Origin of the sequence: Luteimonas sp. R10 (genome assembly GCF_045689605.1) — a bacterium.
Lineage (GTDB): Bacteria > Pseudomonadota > Gammaproteobacteria > Xanthomonadales > Xanthomonadaceae > Luteimonas.
The window spans coordinates 3,869,140-3,883,408 of the sequence record NZ_CP141262.1 but is presented as its reverse complement, the minus strand read 5'-3'; the positions used below and the strand labels follow the sequence as shown (position 1 = coordinate 3,883,408).

Below are 14,269 nucleotides of genomic sequence, written 5' to 3'. Positions count from 1 at the left end.
TGGCTTGCGCAATACCGGTCACGCGATGGCGGCCCGGTCGCGCACGATGGCCCGGCGCGGGTCCCGTCAGGTCCCGGATGCCGCCTTGCCGGAACACCAGGTGGCCCGGCGCGGGTGCGGCCGGACAGGTGCGCTCAGCACTCGATGACGTTCACCGCCAGGCCGCCGCGCGAGGTTTCCTTGTACTTGTCGCGCATGTCGCGGCCGGTGTCGCGCATGGTGCGGATGACCTTGTCGAGGCTGACCTTGTGCTTGCCGTCGCCGCGCAGCGCCATGCGCGAGGCGTTGATCGCCTTCACCGATCCCATCGCGTTGCGCTCGATGCACGGGATCTGCACCAGGCCGCCGATCGGGTCGCAGGTGAGCCCGAGGTTGTGCTCCATGCCGATCTCGGCGGCGTTCTCGATCTGGCTCGGATCGCCGCCGAGTGCGGCGGTCAGGCCGGCCGCCGCCATCGAGCAGGCCACGCCGACCTCGCCCTGGCAGCCGACCTCGGCGCCGGAGATGGAGGCGTTCTCCTTGTACAGGATGCCGACCGCGGCCGCGGTGAGCAGGAAGTCGAACACGCCCTGCTCGTCGGACTTCGGGCAGAAGCGGTCGTAGTAGTGGAGCACCGCCGGGATGATGCCGGCGGCGCCGTTGGTCGGCGCGGTGACCACGCGGCCGCCGGCGGCGTTCTCCTCGTTGACCGCCAGCGCGTACAGGTTGACCCAGTCGAGCACGCTCAGCGGGTCGCGCATCGCCGCCTCGGGCCGCGAGCACAGTTCGGCGTACAGCGCCGGCGCGCGCCGGGCCACGTGCAGGCCGCCGGGCAGGGTGCCCGTCTGGCGGATGCCGCGCTGCACGCAAGACTGCATCGCGGCCCAGAGTTCGCGCAGGCCGTCGCGGATCTCGTCGGCGCTGCGCCAGCACTGTTCGTTGGCGAACATCAGCTGGGCGATGGTGATGCCGTTGTCGCGGGCGCGCTGCAGCAGCTCGTCGCCGCTGGAGAACGGATACGGCACCCGGGTGGTGTCGGCGACGATGCGGTCCTCGGCGGCCTCGTCCTGGTTGACCACGAAGCCGCCGCCGACCGAGTAGTAGTCGCGGCTGGCGATCTCGTTGCCGTCGGCATCGAAGGCGGCGAAGCGCATGCCGTTGGTGTGGTAGGGCAGCTTCTGCCGCTTGTTCATCACCAGGTCGCGCTTCTCCTCGAAGCCGATCTCGTGCTCGCCGTGCAGGCGGATGCGTCCGGTGCCGCGGATGCGCTCGAGCGCATCGGGAATGATGTCGGGGTCGATCCGGTTGGGCAGCTGGCCCTCCAGGCCCATCATCACCGCCTTGTCGGTGCCGTGGCCGCGCCCGGTCAGCGCCAGCGAGCCGAACACCTCGGCGCGCACCCGCGCGACGTCGCGCAGCCGGCCGGCCTCCGCCAGCCAGCGCTCGACGAAACGCGCGGCGGCGCGCATCGGCCCCACCGTGTGCGAGGAACTCGGCCCGATGCCGATCTTGTAGAGGTCGAAGGTGCTGACGGCCATCGGGCTATTCTACGCGCCCGCCCCGTGCGTTCCCTGTCCGCCGCATGTCCAGCCTGATCCTGTACCAGCGCGACGACTGCCACCTGTGCGACCTGGCGCTGGCCGAGCTGGCCGCGGCGCGGGTGCCGGAATTCGACAGCGTCTTCATCGACGGGGACGCCGGACTCGAGGCGCGCTACGGCGAGCGGGTGCCGGTGCTGCGCGATGCGCGCCGCGGCGTGGAGCTGGACTGGCCGTTCGACGTCGATGCGGTGCGTCGCTGGCTGTCGCCGCTGCTGGTCGCCGCCGCGCTGCCGTGGACGGCCGCGGCGGCGCATGCCGGCGAGGAGGCCGATCTCAACCTGGCCAAGGCGGCGGCGCCGCGGACGCAGGCGGAGGCGTGGCTCGGACGGCCGCTGCCGGAGGTGCTGGACGCGGGCGCGGTGGAGCGCGTCGTCCTGACCCGCGCGGTCACCAGCGCGCCCGGCGACCTCGACCTGGCCAACGTGCGCCGCTTCCTGGCGACGGCGGCAGGGCCCGGGCACGCGGGGCGCCGCCTGCGCTCCGCGCTGCTGCGTATCGGCGGCGAGAACGCGACCTGGGAAGGATTGCTGCTGATGCGCTCGGGCGCCATCTACGGCTTCGCCATCGGCGAGGACGAGCTGTGCCTGCACGGCGCCCGCGGCGAACGCGCCTGCTGGGATCTCGCTTAGGGCCTGGGCCCTGGGGCGTCATTCCGCCGGCTGGAACACCACCTTGGTGCTGATCGCGATCGCGTCCGGGATCACCGAGGTGTCCTGCCAGTCGCCGTCGCCGACGCCGAACTCGAGCCGGTTCACCGTGGCCCTGCCGGTCAGCACCGGCTGTTCGCCGGGCGTCCAGGTGAAGGTCAGGGTCACCGGCCGGCTGACGCCGCGCAGGCTCAGGGTGCCGTCGGCGGCGTAGCGGCCGTCCTCCAGCGCGCGGAAGGTCTCGGCGCTGTAGCGCGCCTGCGCGAACTTCGCGCTGTCGAAGAACGCGGGTCCGCGCAGCTCGCCGTCGTAGTCGGCGTTGCCGGTGGTCGCGCTCGCCAGCGGAATGACGACATCGAGCTTCGCATCGGCGAGGTCGTCCGGATCGAATGCGAAGGTGGTGCGGAAGCCCGGGAAGCGGCCGCTGAAGACTTCGCCCTGGTAGGTGCCGGCGAACACCAGGCTCGAGCCTGGTGCCTGTACGTAGTCGGCGGCGAGTGCCGGCGCGCTGCACATCAGGGCGGCGGCGAGCAGGAAGACGTTACGCATCGCGGGAATCCTCGAGGGGAGTGGGGGCGGTATCGGCGGCATCGGCCTGCAGCCATCCGCGCGGCAGCATCCGCGCCAGGGTGGCGTCGCGCAGGAACAGGTGGTGGTAGAAGGCGGCGGCCGCGTGCACCAGCGCCACCGCGACCAGCAGCCAGAACAGCCATGCGTGCGCGGCGATCGCCGCTTCGCGCAGCGCTTCGTCCCTGCCCGCGAGCGGCGGCAGGTTGAACAGGCCGAACCACTGCAGCGGATACCCGGCGGCGGAATTGAACAGCCAGCCGCTGACCGGGATCGCGAACAGCAGCGCGTACAGCAGCCAGTGCGTGAACACGGCGGCGCGTTCCTGCCAGCGCGGCACCCCGGGGACCGGACGCGGCGCGCCGGTGAACAGACGCCAGAGCAGCCGCAGCGCCGCCAGCGCCAGCACGGTGAGGCCGAACGACTTGTGCAGGGCGTAGATGCGGATCTTGTCCGGGCTGTTGAGCATGTCGACCATCAGCAGCCCCACCACTGCCTGGCCGAGGATCAGCAGCACGATCAGCCAGTGCAGCAGCTGGCTCACGCCGCCCCAGCGGCGTTCGCTGTTCTTCCAGCTCATGGAGTCGGGTCCTGTTCGGATTCGTGTTCGGGTGGCGGCGGCAACGGCAGGTCGCCGGTCGCGGGTCGATCCGGTGCCGCCGCGGGCGCGGGCGCGGGCGTGGCCTGCCCGTAACCGCCGCGGATGCGCGTCGCCTCGGCTTCGATCCGCAGCTCGACGGTATCGCCGATCATCGAGGGCCACGCGTCGATGCCGAACTCGGCGCGGCTGAGGGTGGTGGTCGCCGAGAAGCCGACGGTGCGGCGGAACGGGGGCATCGGGTGGCGCTTGAGCGCGTTGAAAACCACCTCCAGAGTGGCGGGCCGCGTCACTCCGCGCAGGGTGAGGGTGCCATGGACGGCGGCGCGGTCGGCATCCAGCGGCTCGATGCGCTCGGAGACGAACCGCGCTGCCGGGTAGCGCTCGGCGTCGAGCAGGCCGCGCCCGAGCACGGCGCGGTTCCAGCGTTCGTCGCCCAGGTCGAGCGCCGCGATCGGCACCTGCGCCTCCAGCCGTGCGCTGGTCCAGTCCTCCGGATCGAACAGCAGCGTGCCGCGGCTGCCCGACACCGTGCCGATGGCCTTGGAGAAGCCGGCATGGTCGACCGCGAACACCACCCGCGTATGGACCGGATCGAGCCCATAGGCCTGCGCCTGGGCGCGGGCCTGGCCGCCGCAGGCGAGGGCGGCGAGCAGCACGAGCGCTGGAACGGGCAGGCGTGGCGCGGATCGCGGCATGATCGGCCGTACGGTGGAGGTGCCACGATTCTAGGCCACGCAGGCGGGCGGATGCCGTTGCGGCGTGCTTGCGCCGGAAACGCAGCGTTGCGAGGATTCGCCTGGCTGCGCACGGATGGCGGGGAGACTGGACATGGAGATCAAGCCGGTGCTGCCGGGGTTGTTGGCACTGCTGCTCGCGTTGCCGGCCGCGGCCGGCGTGCCGGAGACGCCGCGGTTCCGCGCCGTCGGCGTCGCCGAGGGGCTGCCGTCGACCGACATCCTCGGGCTCGCCCGCGACCGCACCGGCTATCTCTGGATTGCGACCGCGGACGGGCTGGCGCGCTACGACGGCAGCGATACCCGGGTCTGGCGCCATGATCCGGAGGATCCGGATTCGCTCGGCGACAGCTTCGTGCAGGCGGTCCACGTCGACGGCCGCGACCGGGTGTGGGTGGCGACGGGCGAGTTCGGTGTCAGCGTGCTCGACACCGACAGCGGTGGCTTCCGCCACTACCGCAAGGCGACCGATCCGCGGATCGACAGCGACAACATCTTCTCGCTGACCCATCGCGGCGGCGAGATCTGGTTCGGCAGCTACGAAGGCAGCCTGCACCGGTTGTCTCCGGATGGCGCCATCACCGTGTTCGCGCACGACGCGGACGATCCGGAGAGCCTGCCGCCGGGCATCGTGTTCGCGCTGGCCGCCGACGACGCCGGACGGCTGTGGATCGGCAGCTTCGGCGGATTGGCGAAGTTCGAGGACGGAAAGATCCGGCGGGTCGCCCTGCCGGGCGGGCAACCGTCGCCGCGGATCTTCTCGATCACCGTGATCGGCACCGAGCTCTGGATCGGCACCGCGGCCGGCGTGTTCGTGGGCGACGGCGGCGGTGGCTGGCGGCAGCCGCCATGGTCGTCGATGTTCGAGCATCCCAACGCGGTCATGGCGATCGCGCGCGACGCCGACGGCGGCCTGTGGCTGGCCACCCAGCGCGGCCTCTGGCGCGGGCTGCCGGGGCAGGCACCCCGGCCGGTCGCGCTCGGATCGGCGATGAAGCAGCAGGTCCTGCACGCGCTGGTGCTGCAGGACGATGGCGCGCTGTGGGTGCCGATGCCCGGGATCGGGCTGGGCTACCTGCGTTCGGACTGGCGCCAGGTGGCGCAGTTCAAGGGTGCGGAGAACGGCCTGTCGGACGACCTGTATCGCGCAGTCGCCGCGGCGCGCGACGGCGGCGTGTGGCTGGGCGGGCACGATGGCGCGCTCAACTGGCTGGGCGCCGACGGGACCGTCGAGCGTTTCGAGCAGGCGATCGACGACGCGCTGGCCGGTCGCCGCATCTACGCCGCCGCCGAGGACCGGATCGGCAATCTCTGGCTCGGACTGTCCAACGGCCTGCTGCGGATCACCCGCGCCGGTGCGGTCGACGGCTGGCGCGCCGACGATGCGCAGGCGCCGACCCTGCCCGGCTGGACCGACCACCTCCGCATCGCGCCCGACGGCAGCGTGTGGGCCTCGATGCAGGGCGCAGGCGTGCAGCAGCGCGATCCCGCCAGCGGCGCGGTGCTGGCGAACATCCCGGCGCGGCCGGAGGCGGGACTCAACGACGGCGACATCGAAGACCTGGCGGTCTCCCCCGATGGCGGCGTGTGGGTGGCGGGGCACGAAGGCGTCTCGCGCCTGGATCCGCAGCGCCGGGCGTTCGTGCTGGAGGAAGCGACCCGCGGCGGGCGCGTGTTCGCGCTCGCGTTCGAAAGCGCCGACGCGCTGTGGCTGCAGCGCATGGAGGGACTGGCGCGCTACCAGCGCAGCGATGGCCGATGGCAGCTGACCGCGAGCGTCGGCGCCACCGAGGGGATGCCGGCGATCGGTGCCAGCGCGCTGCGGGTCGATCGGCGCGGACGGGTCTGGCTGTCGTCCCTGCGCGGACTGTATCGCTGGGACCCGCAGGCGCACGCGCTGCGCCACTACGGCGTCCAGAACGGCTTCAGCAGCCAGGAGTTCGTCGATCGCGCGCTGGCGCTGAGCGAACGCGACATGCTGGTGGCCGCCGCCGCGGACGGCAGCGTGATCATGATCGACACCGAGGCGCCGGATCCGTCGCCGTCGCCGCCGGTCCTGGACTTCGACGCCTTCGAGGTGCGGCGAGAGGGCCGCTGGCAGGCGGTCGCGCAGTCGGACCGGATCGAACTGGCCAGCGATCAGCGCGAGTTCCGCATCAAGGCCCGCCTGCTGGCCTACGACGATCCCATGGCGAACCGCTACTGGTCGAAGCTCGACGGCATCGACAGCGATTGGGTGTCGCAGGGTGCGAGCGGCGAGCGGGTCTTCGCGGGATTGCCGGCCGGGGACTACCGGTTGCACCTGCGCGGGCTCGCCGCCGGCGGCGCGCTGGCGCCCGGGCGGCAACTGCGGGTCCTGGTCCATCCGCCGTGGTGGAAGACGCCGTGGGCCTTGGCGCTGTTCGTGGCGGCGGGGCTGCTGCTGGCGTGGTGGGCGGCGGCGGCGTACCGGACGCGGCTGCGGCGGCGCAGCGCCTGGCAGCTGGTGCAGCACAAGCGCGAGCTGGCCGAGCAGGCGTCGGAGGCGAAGACGCGTTTCCTGGCGACGCTGGGGCACGAGGTGCGCACGCCGATGACCGGGGTGCTGGGGATGAGCGAACTGCTGCTGGAGACGCCGCTGGACGGGCGCCAGCGCGGCTACACCGAGTCGATCCGGCGCGCCGGCGAGCACCTGATGCGGCTGGTGAACGACGCCCTGGACCTGGCGCGGATCGAGGCCGGCAAGCTGCAGCTGGACCCGCAGCCGTTCGACCTGCGCGGGCTGCTGGACGACGTGAGCGGGCTGATGGCGCCGCTGGCGCAGCAGCGCGGGCTGGCGTACCGGGAGCAGGTGGCGCGCGGGGTGCCGCAATGGGTGCGCGGCGATGCCGGCCGGGTGCGGCAGATCCTGCTGAACCTGCTGGGCAACGCGATCAAGTTCACCGAGCAGGGGCAGGTGGGGCTGCGGGTGGAGCCGGGGGAAGGGTTGGTGCGGTTCGTGGTGTCGGACACGGGACCGGGGTTGAACGCGGAGCAGAAGCAGCGGCTGTTCCGGCGGTTCGAGCAGGCGGAGGGCGCGCGCACGGCGGCGCGCTACGGCGGCAGCGGATTGGGGCTGGCGATCTGCCAGGAGCTGGCGGCGGCGATGGACGGTCGGATCGAGGTGGACAGCGCGCCGGGGGAGGGCACGCGGTTCACGGTGGAATTGCCGTTGCCGCCGGCGACGGCGCGCGCGGCGACCGCGCCGGAGGCGACGTGCGCGCCGGAGGGGTGCGAGCTGCTGCTGGTCGAGGACCACCCGACCGTCGCCGAGGTCATTGCCGGTCTGCTGCGCACGCAGGGCCATCGGGTCACCGTGGTCGGGCATGGCCTGGCGGCGCTCGCCGAAGTGGCGGCCGGCGATTTCGACCTGGCGCTGCTGGACCTGGACCTGCCGGGCATCGACGGCCTGGCCCTGGCGCGGCAGTTGCGGTCGCAGGGCTTCGAGCGGCCGTTGGTCGCGGTCACCGCGCGGGCCGACGCCGATGCCGAGCCGCTGGCGCGCGCCGCCGGCTTCGACGGCTTCCTGCGCAAGCCGGTCACCGGGGCGATGCTCGCCACGGCGATCGAGGCGGCGCTGGATCGAAGCGACGCGCCGGTGCCGGCCGCGTGAGCATTCCGGAGCGTGCGCATTGCCCGCGGCCTCGATTCCGGCGAACCTGCATGTCCGGGAAGCGGTGAGGGGGTCTTGGGGAACATGAGGGGTCTGCGTGATCTCGGCGTCCGTTGCCTGGCGCTGCTGCTGTGCCTGGCGCCGCTGGCCGCGGCCGCGGCCCTGCCCGACACGCCGCGGCCGCGGCAGTTCACCGTCGCCGACGGGCTGCCCTCGAACCGCATCAACGCGCTGGTGGAGGACCGCCACGGCTACCTGTGGATCGCCACCAGCGACGGCCTGGCCCGCTACGACGGCACCGGCTTCCGCATCTGGCGCGAGGAGCAGGGCCTGCCCGACAACTTCGTCTGGACGCTGGCGCTGGACGCCGACGGCAGGCTCTGGATCGGCACCGCCTACGGCGGGCTGGCGGTGTACGAACCGGAGCGGGATCGCTTCCGCTACATCAATCGCGCCAACACGCCCGAACTCGGCAGCGACGAGATCTGGTCGCTGGAGGTGACGCCGGACGGCGCGGTCTGGATCGGCACCGCCAACGCCGGGCTGCACCGCCTGGCGCCGGACGGCCGCATGACGCGCTACATGCCGCGCCAGGGCGACGACCGCAGCCTGCCCCACGACAGCGTGGTCGCCATCGCGGCCGCGCGCGGCGCATTGTGGATCGGGACGACCGATGCCGTCGCGCGCTGGACCGGCAGCGGATTCGAGCGTCTGCCGATCGATCGCGTAGTCGCCGGCGGTCGCGTCAACCATCTGCACCTCGACGACGACGGCACGCTATGGATCGGCACCACCGCCGGCGTGGCGGTGCGGCATGCCGACGGGCGCCTGTCACCGGCACCGTGGCGATCGGCCGATCCCGAACTGCGGATACTGCAGGTGCTGCTGCACGATTCGCGCGGCGACTGCTGGCTGGACGTGCCGAAGGGGCTCGGCCACGTCAGCGCCGGCCGGGTGAGCAACGTGCCGCTCTACAGCGAGGCGGCGCAGGGCCTGGTGCGGCCGCAATGGACCGCCGCCCACGAGGATCGCGAAGGCGGCGTCTGGCTGGTGAGCAACAGCCACGGCCTGTGGTACCAGCCGGCCCACTGGAGCCAGTTCGCGGTGCTGGGCCGGCGGCTCGACGACCCGGACACGCTGGCGAACGCCCACGTCCGCGCGATCGCGGCGGCATCCGATGGCGGCATGTGGCTGGTCGGCTCGGGCGGCGTGCTGGACTGGTTCGATCCGGACAGCGGCGAAATCCGGCACGTCATGAGCGACATCGGCGAGGGCATGATCCTGGACGGCGTGCACGAGGACCGGCATGGCGCGGTGTGGGTCGGGTGGCGCGGCGGGCTGGCGCGGATCGAGCCCGGAAACCGGCGCATCCGCCGCTGGAGCCGCAACGACCAGGTGGATGCGACGCGCGGCGAATCACGGTTCTTCGCCGAGACCGGCGACGGCCTGCTGTGGCTGGCGTCCGAAACCGGGACGGTGCAGGCGCGCGACGCCGACGGCCGGATACGACGCGAATACCTGCCGGGGGACGGCAGTGGCCTGGAGCAGGGCGAGGCCATCCGGCACATGCGCCTGGGACCCGACGGCGCGCCCTGGCTCGCCACGACGCTCGGCCTCAAGCGCCTGCTGCCGGAAGCCGGACGCTGGGCGCCGGTGCCGGGCGCGGGCTCCGCCGTGCGCTCCGACCTGGCGGTGCTGGGCGCGGAACGGGTCTGGCTGTCCGGGGTCGGCACCCTGCAGCGGTGCCGCTGGAACGGACAGGCGCTGACCTGCGAGCCGGGGCTGGGCCCGGAAGACGGCCTGCCGCGGCTGATGTTCGGCGGCATGGCGGTGGACGCCGCCGGCATCGCCTGGCTGACCAGCGTGCGCGGGCTGGTGCGCGTGGATCCGGAGGCGCGCACGGTGCGCGTCTACAGCGCCTGGGACGGGCTGCCGGGGCAGGAGTTCGCGCGTCCGCCGGTGGCGCGGCCGGCCGACGGCCGCATCCTCGCCGCCACCCCCGACGGGCTGGTGGTGTTCGATCCGGCCCGGGTGGCCGTCTCCGGGCAGGTTCCCCGGCTCGTCATCGAGCGTGTCGACGTGCGCGGGCGCGGGCGCGACGAGCCGACGCGCTTCGCGCCGGAGCGGCCGTTCGCGATCGGCCACGACGACCGCGACCTGCGGGTGGTCGCGCGGCTGTTGTCGTTCCGCAACACCGCGGCGAACGTCTACGCGTTTCGGCTCGAGGGCCACGACGAGGATTGGGTGGAGACGGCGGCGGCCGGGGAGCGGATCTTTTCGCAGCTGGCGCCGGGCCGCTATGCGCTGCAGGTGCGGGCGCGCAACGCCGACAACGTCTGGTCGCGGACGCACGAACTGTCGTTCGAGGTCAGGCCGCCGTGGTGGAAGACGTCGTGGGCCTTGGCGCTGTTCGTGGCGGCGGGGCTGCTGCTGGCGTGGTGGGCGGCGGCGGCGTACCGGACGCGGCTGCGGCGGCGCAGCGCCTGGCAGCTGGTGCAGCACAAGCGCGAGCTGGCCGAGCAGGCGTCGGAGGCGAAGACGCGTTTCCTGGCGACGCTGGGGCACGAGGTGCGCACGCCGATGACCGGGGTGCTGGGGATGAGCGAACTGCTGCTGGAGACGCCGCTGGACGGGCGCCAGCGCGGCTACACCGAGTCGATCCGGCGCGCCGGCGAGCACCTGATGCGGCTGGTGAACGACGCCCTGGACCTGGCGCGGATCGAGGCCGGCAAGCTGCAGCTGGACCCGCAGCCGTTCGACCTGCGCGGGCTGCTGGACGACGTGAGCGGGCTGATGGCGCCGCTGGCGCAGCAGCGCGGGCTGGCGTACCGGGAGCAGGTGGCGCGCGGGGTGCCGCAATGGGTGCGCGGCGATGCCGGCCGGGTGCGGCAGATCCTGCTGAACCTGCTGGGCAACGCGATCAAGTTCACCGAGCAGGGGCAGGTGGGGCTGCGGGTGGAGCCGGGGGAAGGGTTGGTGCGGTTCGTGGTGTCGGACACGGGACCGGGGTTGAACGCGGAGCAGAAGCAGCGGCTGTTCCGGCGGTTCGAGCAGGCGGAGGGCGCGCGCACGGCGGCGCGCTACGGCGGCAGCGGATTGGGGCTGGCGATCTGCCAGGAGCTGGCGGCGGCGATGGACGGTCGGATCGAGGTGGACAGCGCGCCGGGGGAGGGCACGCGGTTCACGGTGGAATTGCCGTTGCCGCCGGCGACGGCGCGCGCGGCGACCGCGCCGGAGGCGACGTGCGCGCCGGAGGGGTGCGAGCTGCTGCTGGTCGAGGACCACCCGACCGTCGCCGAGGTCATTGCCGGTCTGCTGCGCACGCAGGGCCATCGGGTCACCGTGGTCGGGCATGGCCTGGCGGCGCTCGCCGAAGTGGCGGCCGGCGATTTCGACCTGGCGCTGCTGGACCTGGACCTGCCGGGCATCGACGGCCTGGCCCTGGCGCGGCAGTTGCGGTCGCAGGGCTTCGAGCGGCCATTGGTCGCGGTCACCGCGCGGGCCGACGCCGATGCCGAGCCGCTGGCGCGCGCCGCCGGCTTCGACGCCTTCCTGCGCAAGCCGGTCACCGGCGAGGCGCTGGCGGCGACCATTCGCGCGATGCTCGATCTGCGGGGTCGCCGGGAGCCTTCGGACTGGAGTGCGACTTGAAGCATGCACGGATCAACGCGGATCAACACGGAAGGCCACGGTGAAGGGGCAAAAAGCTCCGGTACTGCTTCGATGCATATCCGCGTGGATCCGCGCGGATCCGTGGCGGACGGCTTCTAGATAGAGTTTCAGTCGGACCGGGGCGACCGCCGCGCTTGCCACGCCCTCCACGCTCCGCCGGCCACACTGCGCCGATGCCCGCCTCCCAGGATCTCGTCGAGTTGCGCCCGGAGGGCCTGTACTGCCCGGCCGGCGATTTCCACATCGACCCGTGGCGGCCAGTCCCGCGCGTAGTGATCACCCACGGCCATGGCGACCACGCCCGTGCCGGCATGGTCGAATACCACTGCAGCGACGGCTCGCTGCCGCTGTTGCGCTGGCGCCTGGGCGAACAGCGCTATCGCGCGCACGGCCATGGCGAATCGTTCGCGCTCGGCGATGCCAGGGTGTCGCTGCATCCGGCGGGGCACGTCCTGGGCTCGGTGCAGGTGCGGATCGAGGCCGCGGGCAGCGTCTGGGTCGTGTCCGGCGACTACAAGCGCCAGCCCGATCCCACTTGCGCGCCGTTCGAGGTGGTGCCCTGCGATACCTTCATCACCGAAGCCACCTTCGCGCTGCCGGTGTACCGCTGGCCCGATACCGGAGAGGTCGCGCGCGACATCGTCGCCTGGCGCGAGCACTGCGCCGCGCGCGGCGAGGTGGCGGTGCTGTTCTGCTATGCGCTCGGCAAGGCGCAGCGGTTGCTGGCCGAGCTGGCCGCGCACACCGACCGGCCCGCGCTGCTGCACGGCGCGATCGCCGCCGGGGTGCGGGTGTATCGCGGCGCCGGCATCGCCATGCTAGACGCGCATCCGGTCGCCGAGCAGGAGCAGGGCCGCGACTACGCCGGGGAGCTGGTGCTGGCGCCGCCTTCGGCCGCGGGCAGCGCCTGGATGCGGCGCTTCCGCCGCGTGCAGACCGGCTTTGCATCCGGCTGGATGCGCATCCGCGGCAATCGCCGGCGGCGCAACTACGATCGCGGCTTCGTCGTCTCCGACCACGCCGACTGGCCCGCCCTGATGCGCACCGTGCGCGAGACCGGCGCGCGCCGCGTCATCGCCACCCACGGCAGCACCGACGCGATCGTGCGCATGTTGAACGAGGCCGGCATCGCCGCGGAGGCGTTCCGCACCGGTTTCGGGGACGAGGCGTGAGCACGACGGCGGCGGCCCCGGGCACCTGCCGCGGCGCCCGCCCATGAAGCGCTTCGCCGCGCTCTACCGCGAACTCGATCGCAGCACCGCCGCGCTCGACCGGCGCGCGGCGCTGGTGGCCTATTTTCGCGACGCGCCGCCGCGCGATGCGGCCTGGGCGCTGCACCTGCTGTCCGGCGGCAAGATCGCCGGCGCCAAGCACAGGATCGCCAGCACCCGCGAACTGCACGAGTGGATCGCCGCCGAGACGGGGCTGCCGGGTTGGCTGGTGGACGAGTGCCGAGACCAGGTCGGCGACCTGGCCGAGACGCTGGCGCTGCTGCTCGACGGTCCGGCCGAGCCGGCCGCCGACGTGGCGCTGGCCGACTGGATCGAGAAGCGCCTGCTGCCGGTCGCCAACCGCGAGCCCGGACTCCGGCGCGCGCAGGTGGTCGAGGCCTGGCGCACGCTGTCCTTCGACGAGCGCCTGGTGTTCAACAAACTGCTCACCGGCGCGCTGCGCATCGGCGTCTCCCGGCGCACGGTGCAGCAGGCGCTGGCGGAGATGAGCGGCGTCGACATCGCCCGCATCGCCCAGCGCATGCTCGGCGCGTGGACGCCGACGCCGGCGTTCATGCGCGACCTGCTGTCACCGGAAGCGCTGCCTGGCGACCGCCAGCAGCCGTATCCGTTCTTCCTCGCCTCGCCGCTGGAGGCGGCGCCGGAGTCGTTGGGCGACCTCGGCGACTGGCTGCTGGAATGGAAATGGGACGGCATCCGCCTGCAGCTGATCCGCCGCGGCGGCGAGGTGGCGCTGTGGTCGCGCGGCGAGGAGCGGCTGGACGGCCGCTTCCCCGAGATCGAGCAGGCCGCGGCGGCGCTGCCCGACGGCTGCGTGATCGACGGCGAGCTGCTGGCCTGGGGCAGCGACGACGGCGCCACGCCGCTGCCCTTCATTGCCCTGCAGAAGCGCATCCAGCGCCGCAAGCCGGGCCCGAAGCTGCTGGCCGACACGCCGGTGCGCGTGCAGGCCTACGACTTGCTGGAACTGGAGGGCGAGGACCAGCGGGAACTGCCGCTGCACACGCGCCGCGCGCGCCTGGAGGCGCTGCTCGCCGCGCATGGCGACCCGCGCATCGTCGCCTCGCCGCTGGTCGACGCCGCCGACTGGGCGCAGGCCGCGGCGCTGCGCGAGGCGTCCCGCGCGCGTGCGGTGGAGGGCCTGATGCTGAAGCGGCGCGATTCGCCGTACCGCGCCGGGCGCCGTCGCGGCGACTGGTGGAAGTGGAAGGTCGATCCGCTGACGGTCGACGCCGTGCTGCTGTACGCGCAGCCCGGCCATGGCCGCCGCAGTACCCTGTACACCGACTACACCTTCGGCCTGTGGGACGGCGACGCGCTGGTGCCGGTGGCGAAGGCCTACTCCGGGCTCGACGACCGCGAGATCCTGGCGCTCGACCGATGGATCCGCGCCAACACGCTCGAGCGCTTCGGGCCGGTGCGCGCGGTGCGCGCCGAGCACGTTTTCGAACTCGGTTTCGAGGCCGTCAACCGCAGCGCCCGCCACAAGTCCGGCGTCGCGGTGCGTTTCCCGCGGATCCTGCGCTGGCGCCACGACAAGCCGGTGGCCGAGGCGGACCGGCTGGACACCCTGCGCGCGCTGGCGCGCTGAGCGCGTCGATCGCG

General features: G+C 73.0%; 8 protein-coding genes and 1 pseudogene. 5 read left to right on the top strand and 4 right to left on the bottom strand.

Annotated elements, in window-relative coordinates; translation table 11 throughout:
* Nucleotides 1–134: 134 nt before the first annotated feature.
* Nucleotides 135–1,517: an L-serine ammonia-lyase gene (locus U3649_RS16935; protein ID WP_407352458.1), complete on the bottom strand. Its 1,383-nt coding sequence runs from the start codon at nucleotides 1,515–1,517 to the stop codon at nucleotides 135–137.
* Between the two features lie 44 nt (nucleotides 1,518–1,561).
* Here U3649_RS16935 and U3649_RS16930 point away from each other — a divergent pair.
* Nucleotides 1,562–1,786, top strand: a pseudogene (locus U3649_RS16930) (glutaredoxin family protein); the annotation flags it as partial.
* 441 nt (nucleotides 1,787–2,227) lie between these two features.
* Here U3649_RS16930 and U3649_RS16925 read toward each other — a convergent pair.
* The 3 genes from U3649_RS16925 to U3649_RS16915 are packed head-to-tail and all read right to left on the bottom strand — an operon-like array spanning nucleotide 2,228 to nucleotide 4,090.
* Nucleotides 2,228–2,776, bottom strand: a complete 549-nt coding sequence (locus tag U3649_RS16925; RefSeq protein ID WP_407352457.1) for a YceI family protein — start codon at nucleotides 2,774–2,776, stop codon at nucleotides 2,228–2,230.
* Nucleotides 2,769–3,374, bottom strand: a complete 606-nt coding sequence (locus tag U3649_RS16920) for a cytochrome b (protein ID WP_407352456.1) — start codon at nucleotides 3,372–3,374, stop codon at nucleotides 2,769–2,771. Before U3649_RS16920 ends, U3649_RS16925 begins: the two co-directional genes overlap by 8 nt.
* On the bottom strand, nucleotides 3,371–4,090 hold the full coding sequence (locus tag U3649_RS16915; protein WP_407352455.1) for a YceI family protein: 720 nt from the start codon (nucleotides 4,088–4,090) through the stop codon (nucleotides 3,371–3,373). The genes U3649_RS16920 and U3649_RS16915 overlap by 4 nt, the downstream gene beginning before the upstream one ends.
* 133 nt (nucleotides 4,091–4,223) lie before the next feature.
* Between U3649_RS16915 and U3649_RS16910 the strand changes: the two genes are divergently transcribed.
* From U3649_RS16910 to U3649_RS16895, 4 genes are all read left to right on the top strand, one after another.
* Nucleotides 4,224–7,760 carry an ATP-binding protein gene (locus tag U3649_RS16910; protein WP_407352454.1) on the top strand — a complete coding sequence of 1,179 codons (3,537 nt, stop codon included), beginning with the start codon at nucleotides 4,224–4,226 and terminating at the stop codon, nucleotides 7,758–7,760.
* A gap of 84 nt (nucleotides 7,761–7,844) precedes the next feature.
* Entirely contained in the window at nucleotides 7,845–11,411 is a 3,567-nt protein-coding gene (locus U3649_RS16905; RefSeq protein ID WP_407352453.1) for a two-component regulator propeller domain-containing protein, read from the top strand.
* A gap of 194 nt (nucleotides 11,412–11,605) precedes the next feature.
* Nucleotides 11,606–12,604, top strand: a complete 999-nt coding sequence (locus tag U3649_RS16900; RefSeq protein ID WP_407352452.1) for a ligase-associated DNA damage response exonuclease — start codon at nucleotides 11,606–11,608, stop codon at nucleotides 12,602–12,604.
* A gap of 43 nt (nucleotides 12,605–12,647) precedes the next feature.
* The gene (locus tag U3649_RS16895) at nucleotides 12,648–14,255 is read left to right on the top strand and encodes an ATP-dependent DNA ligase (protein WP_407352451.1); all 1,608 of its coding nucleotides are present in this window, start codon (nucleotides 12,648–12,650) and stop codon (nucleotides 14,253–14,255) included.
* Nucleotides 14,256–14,269: the final 14 nt, after the last annotated feature.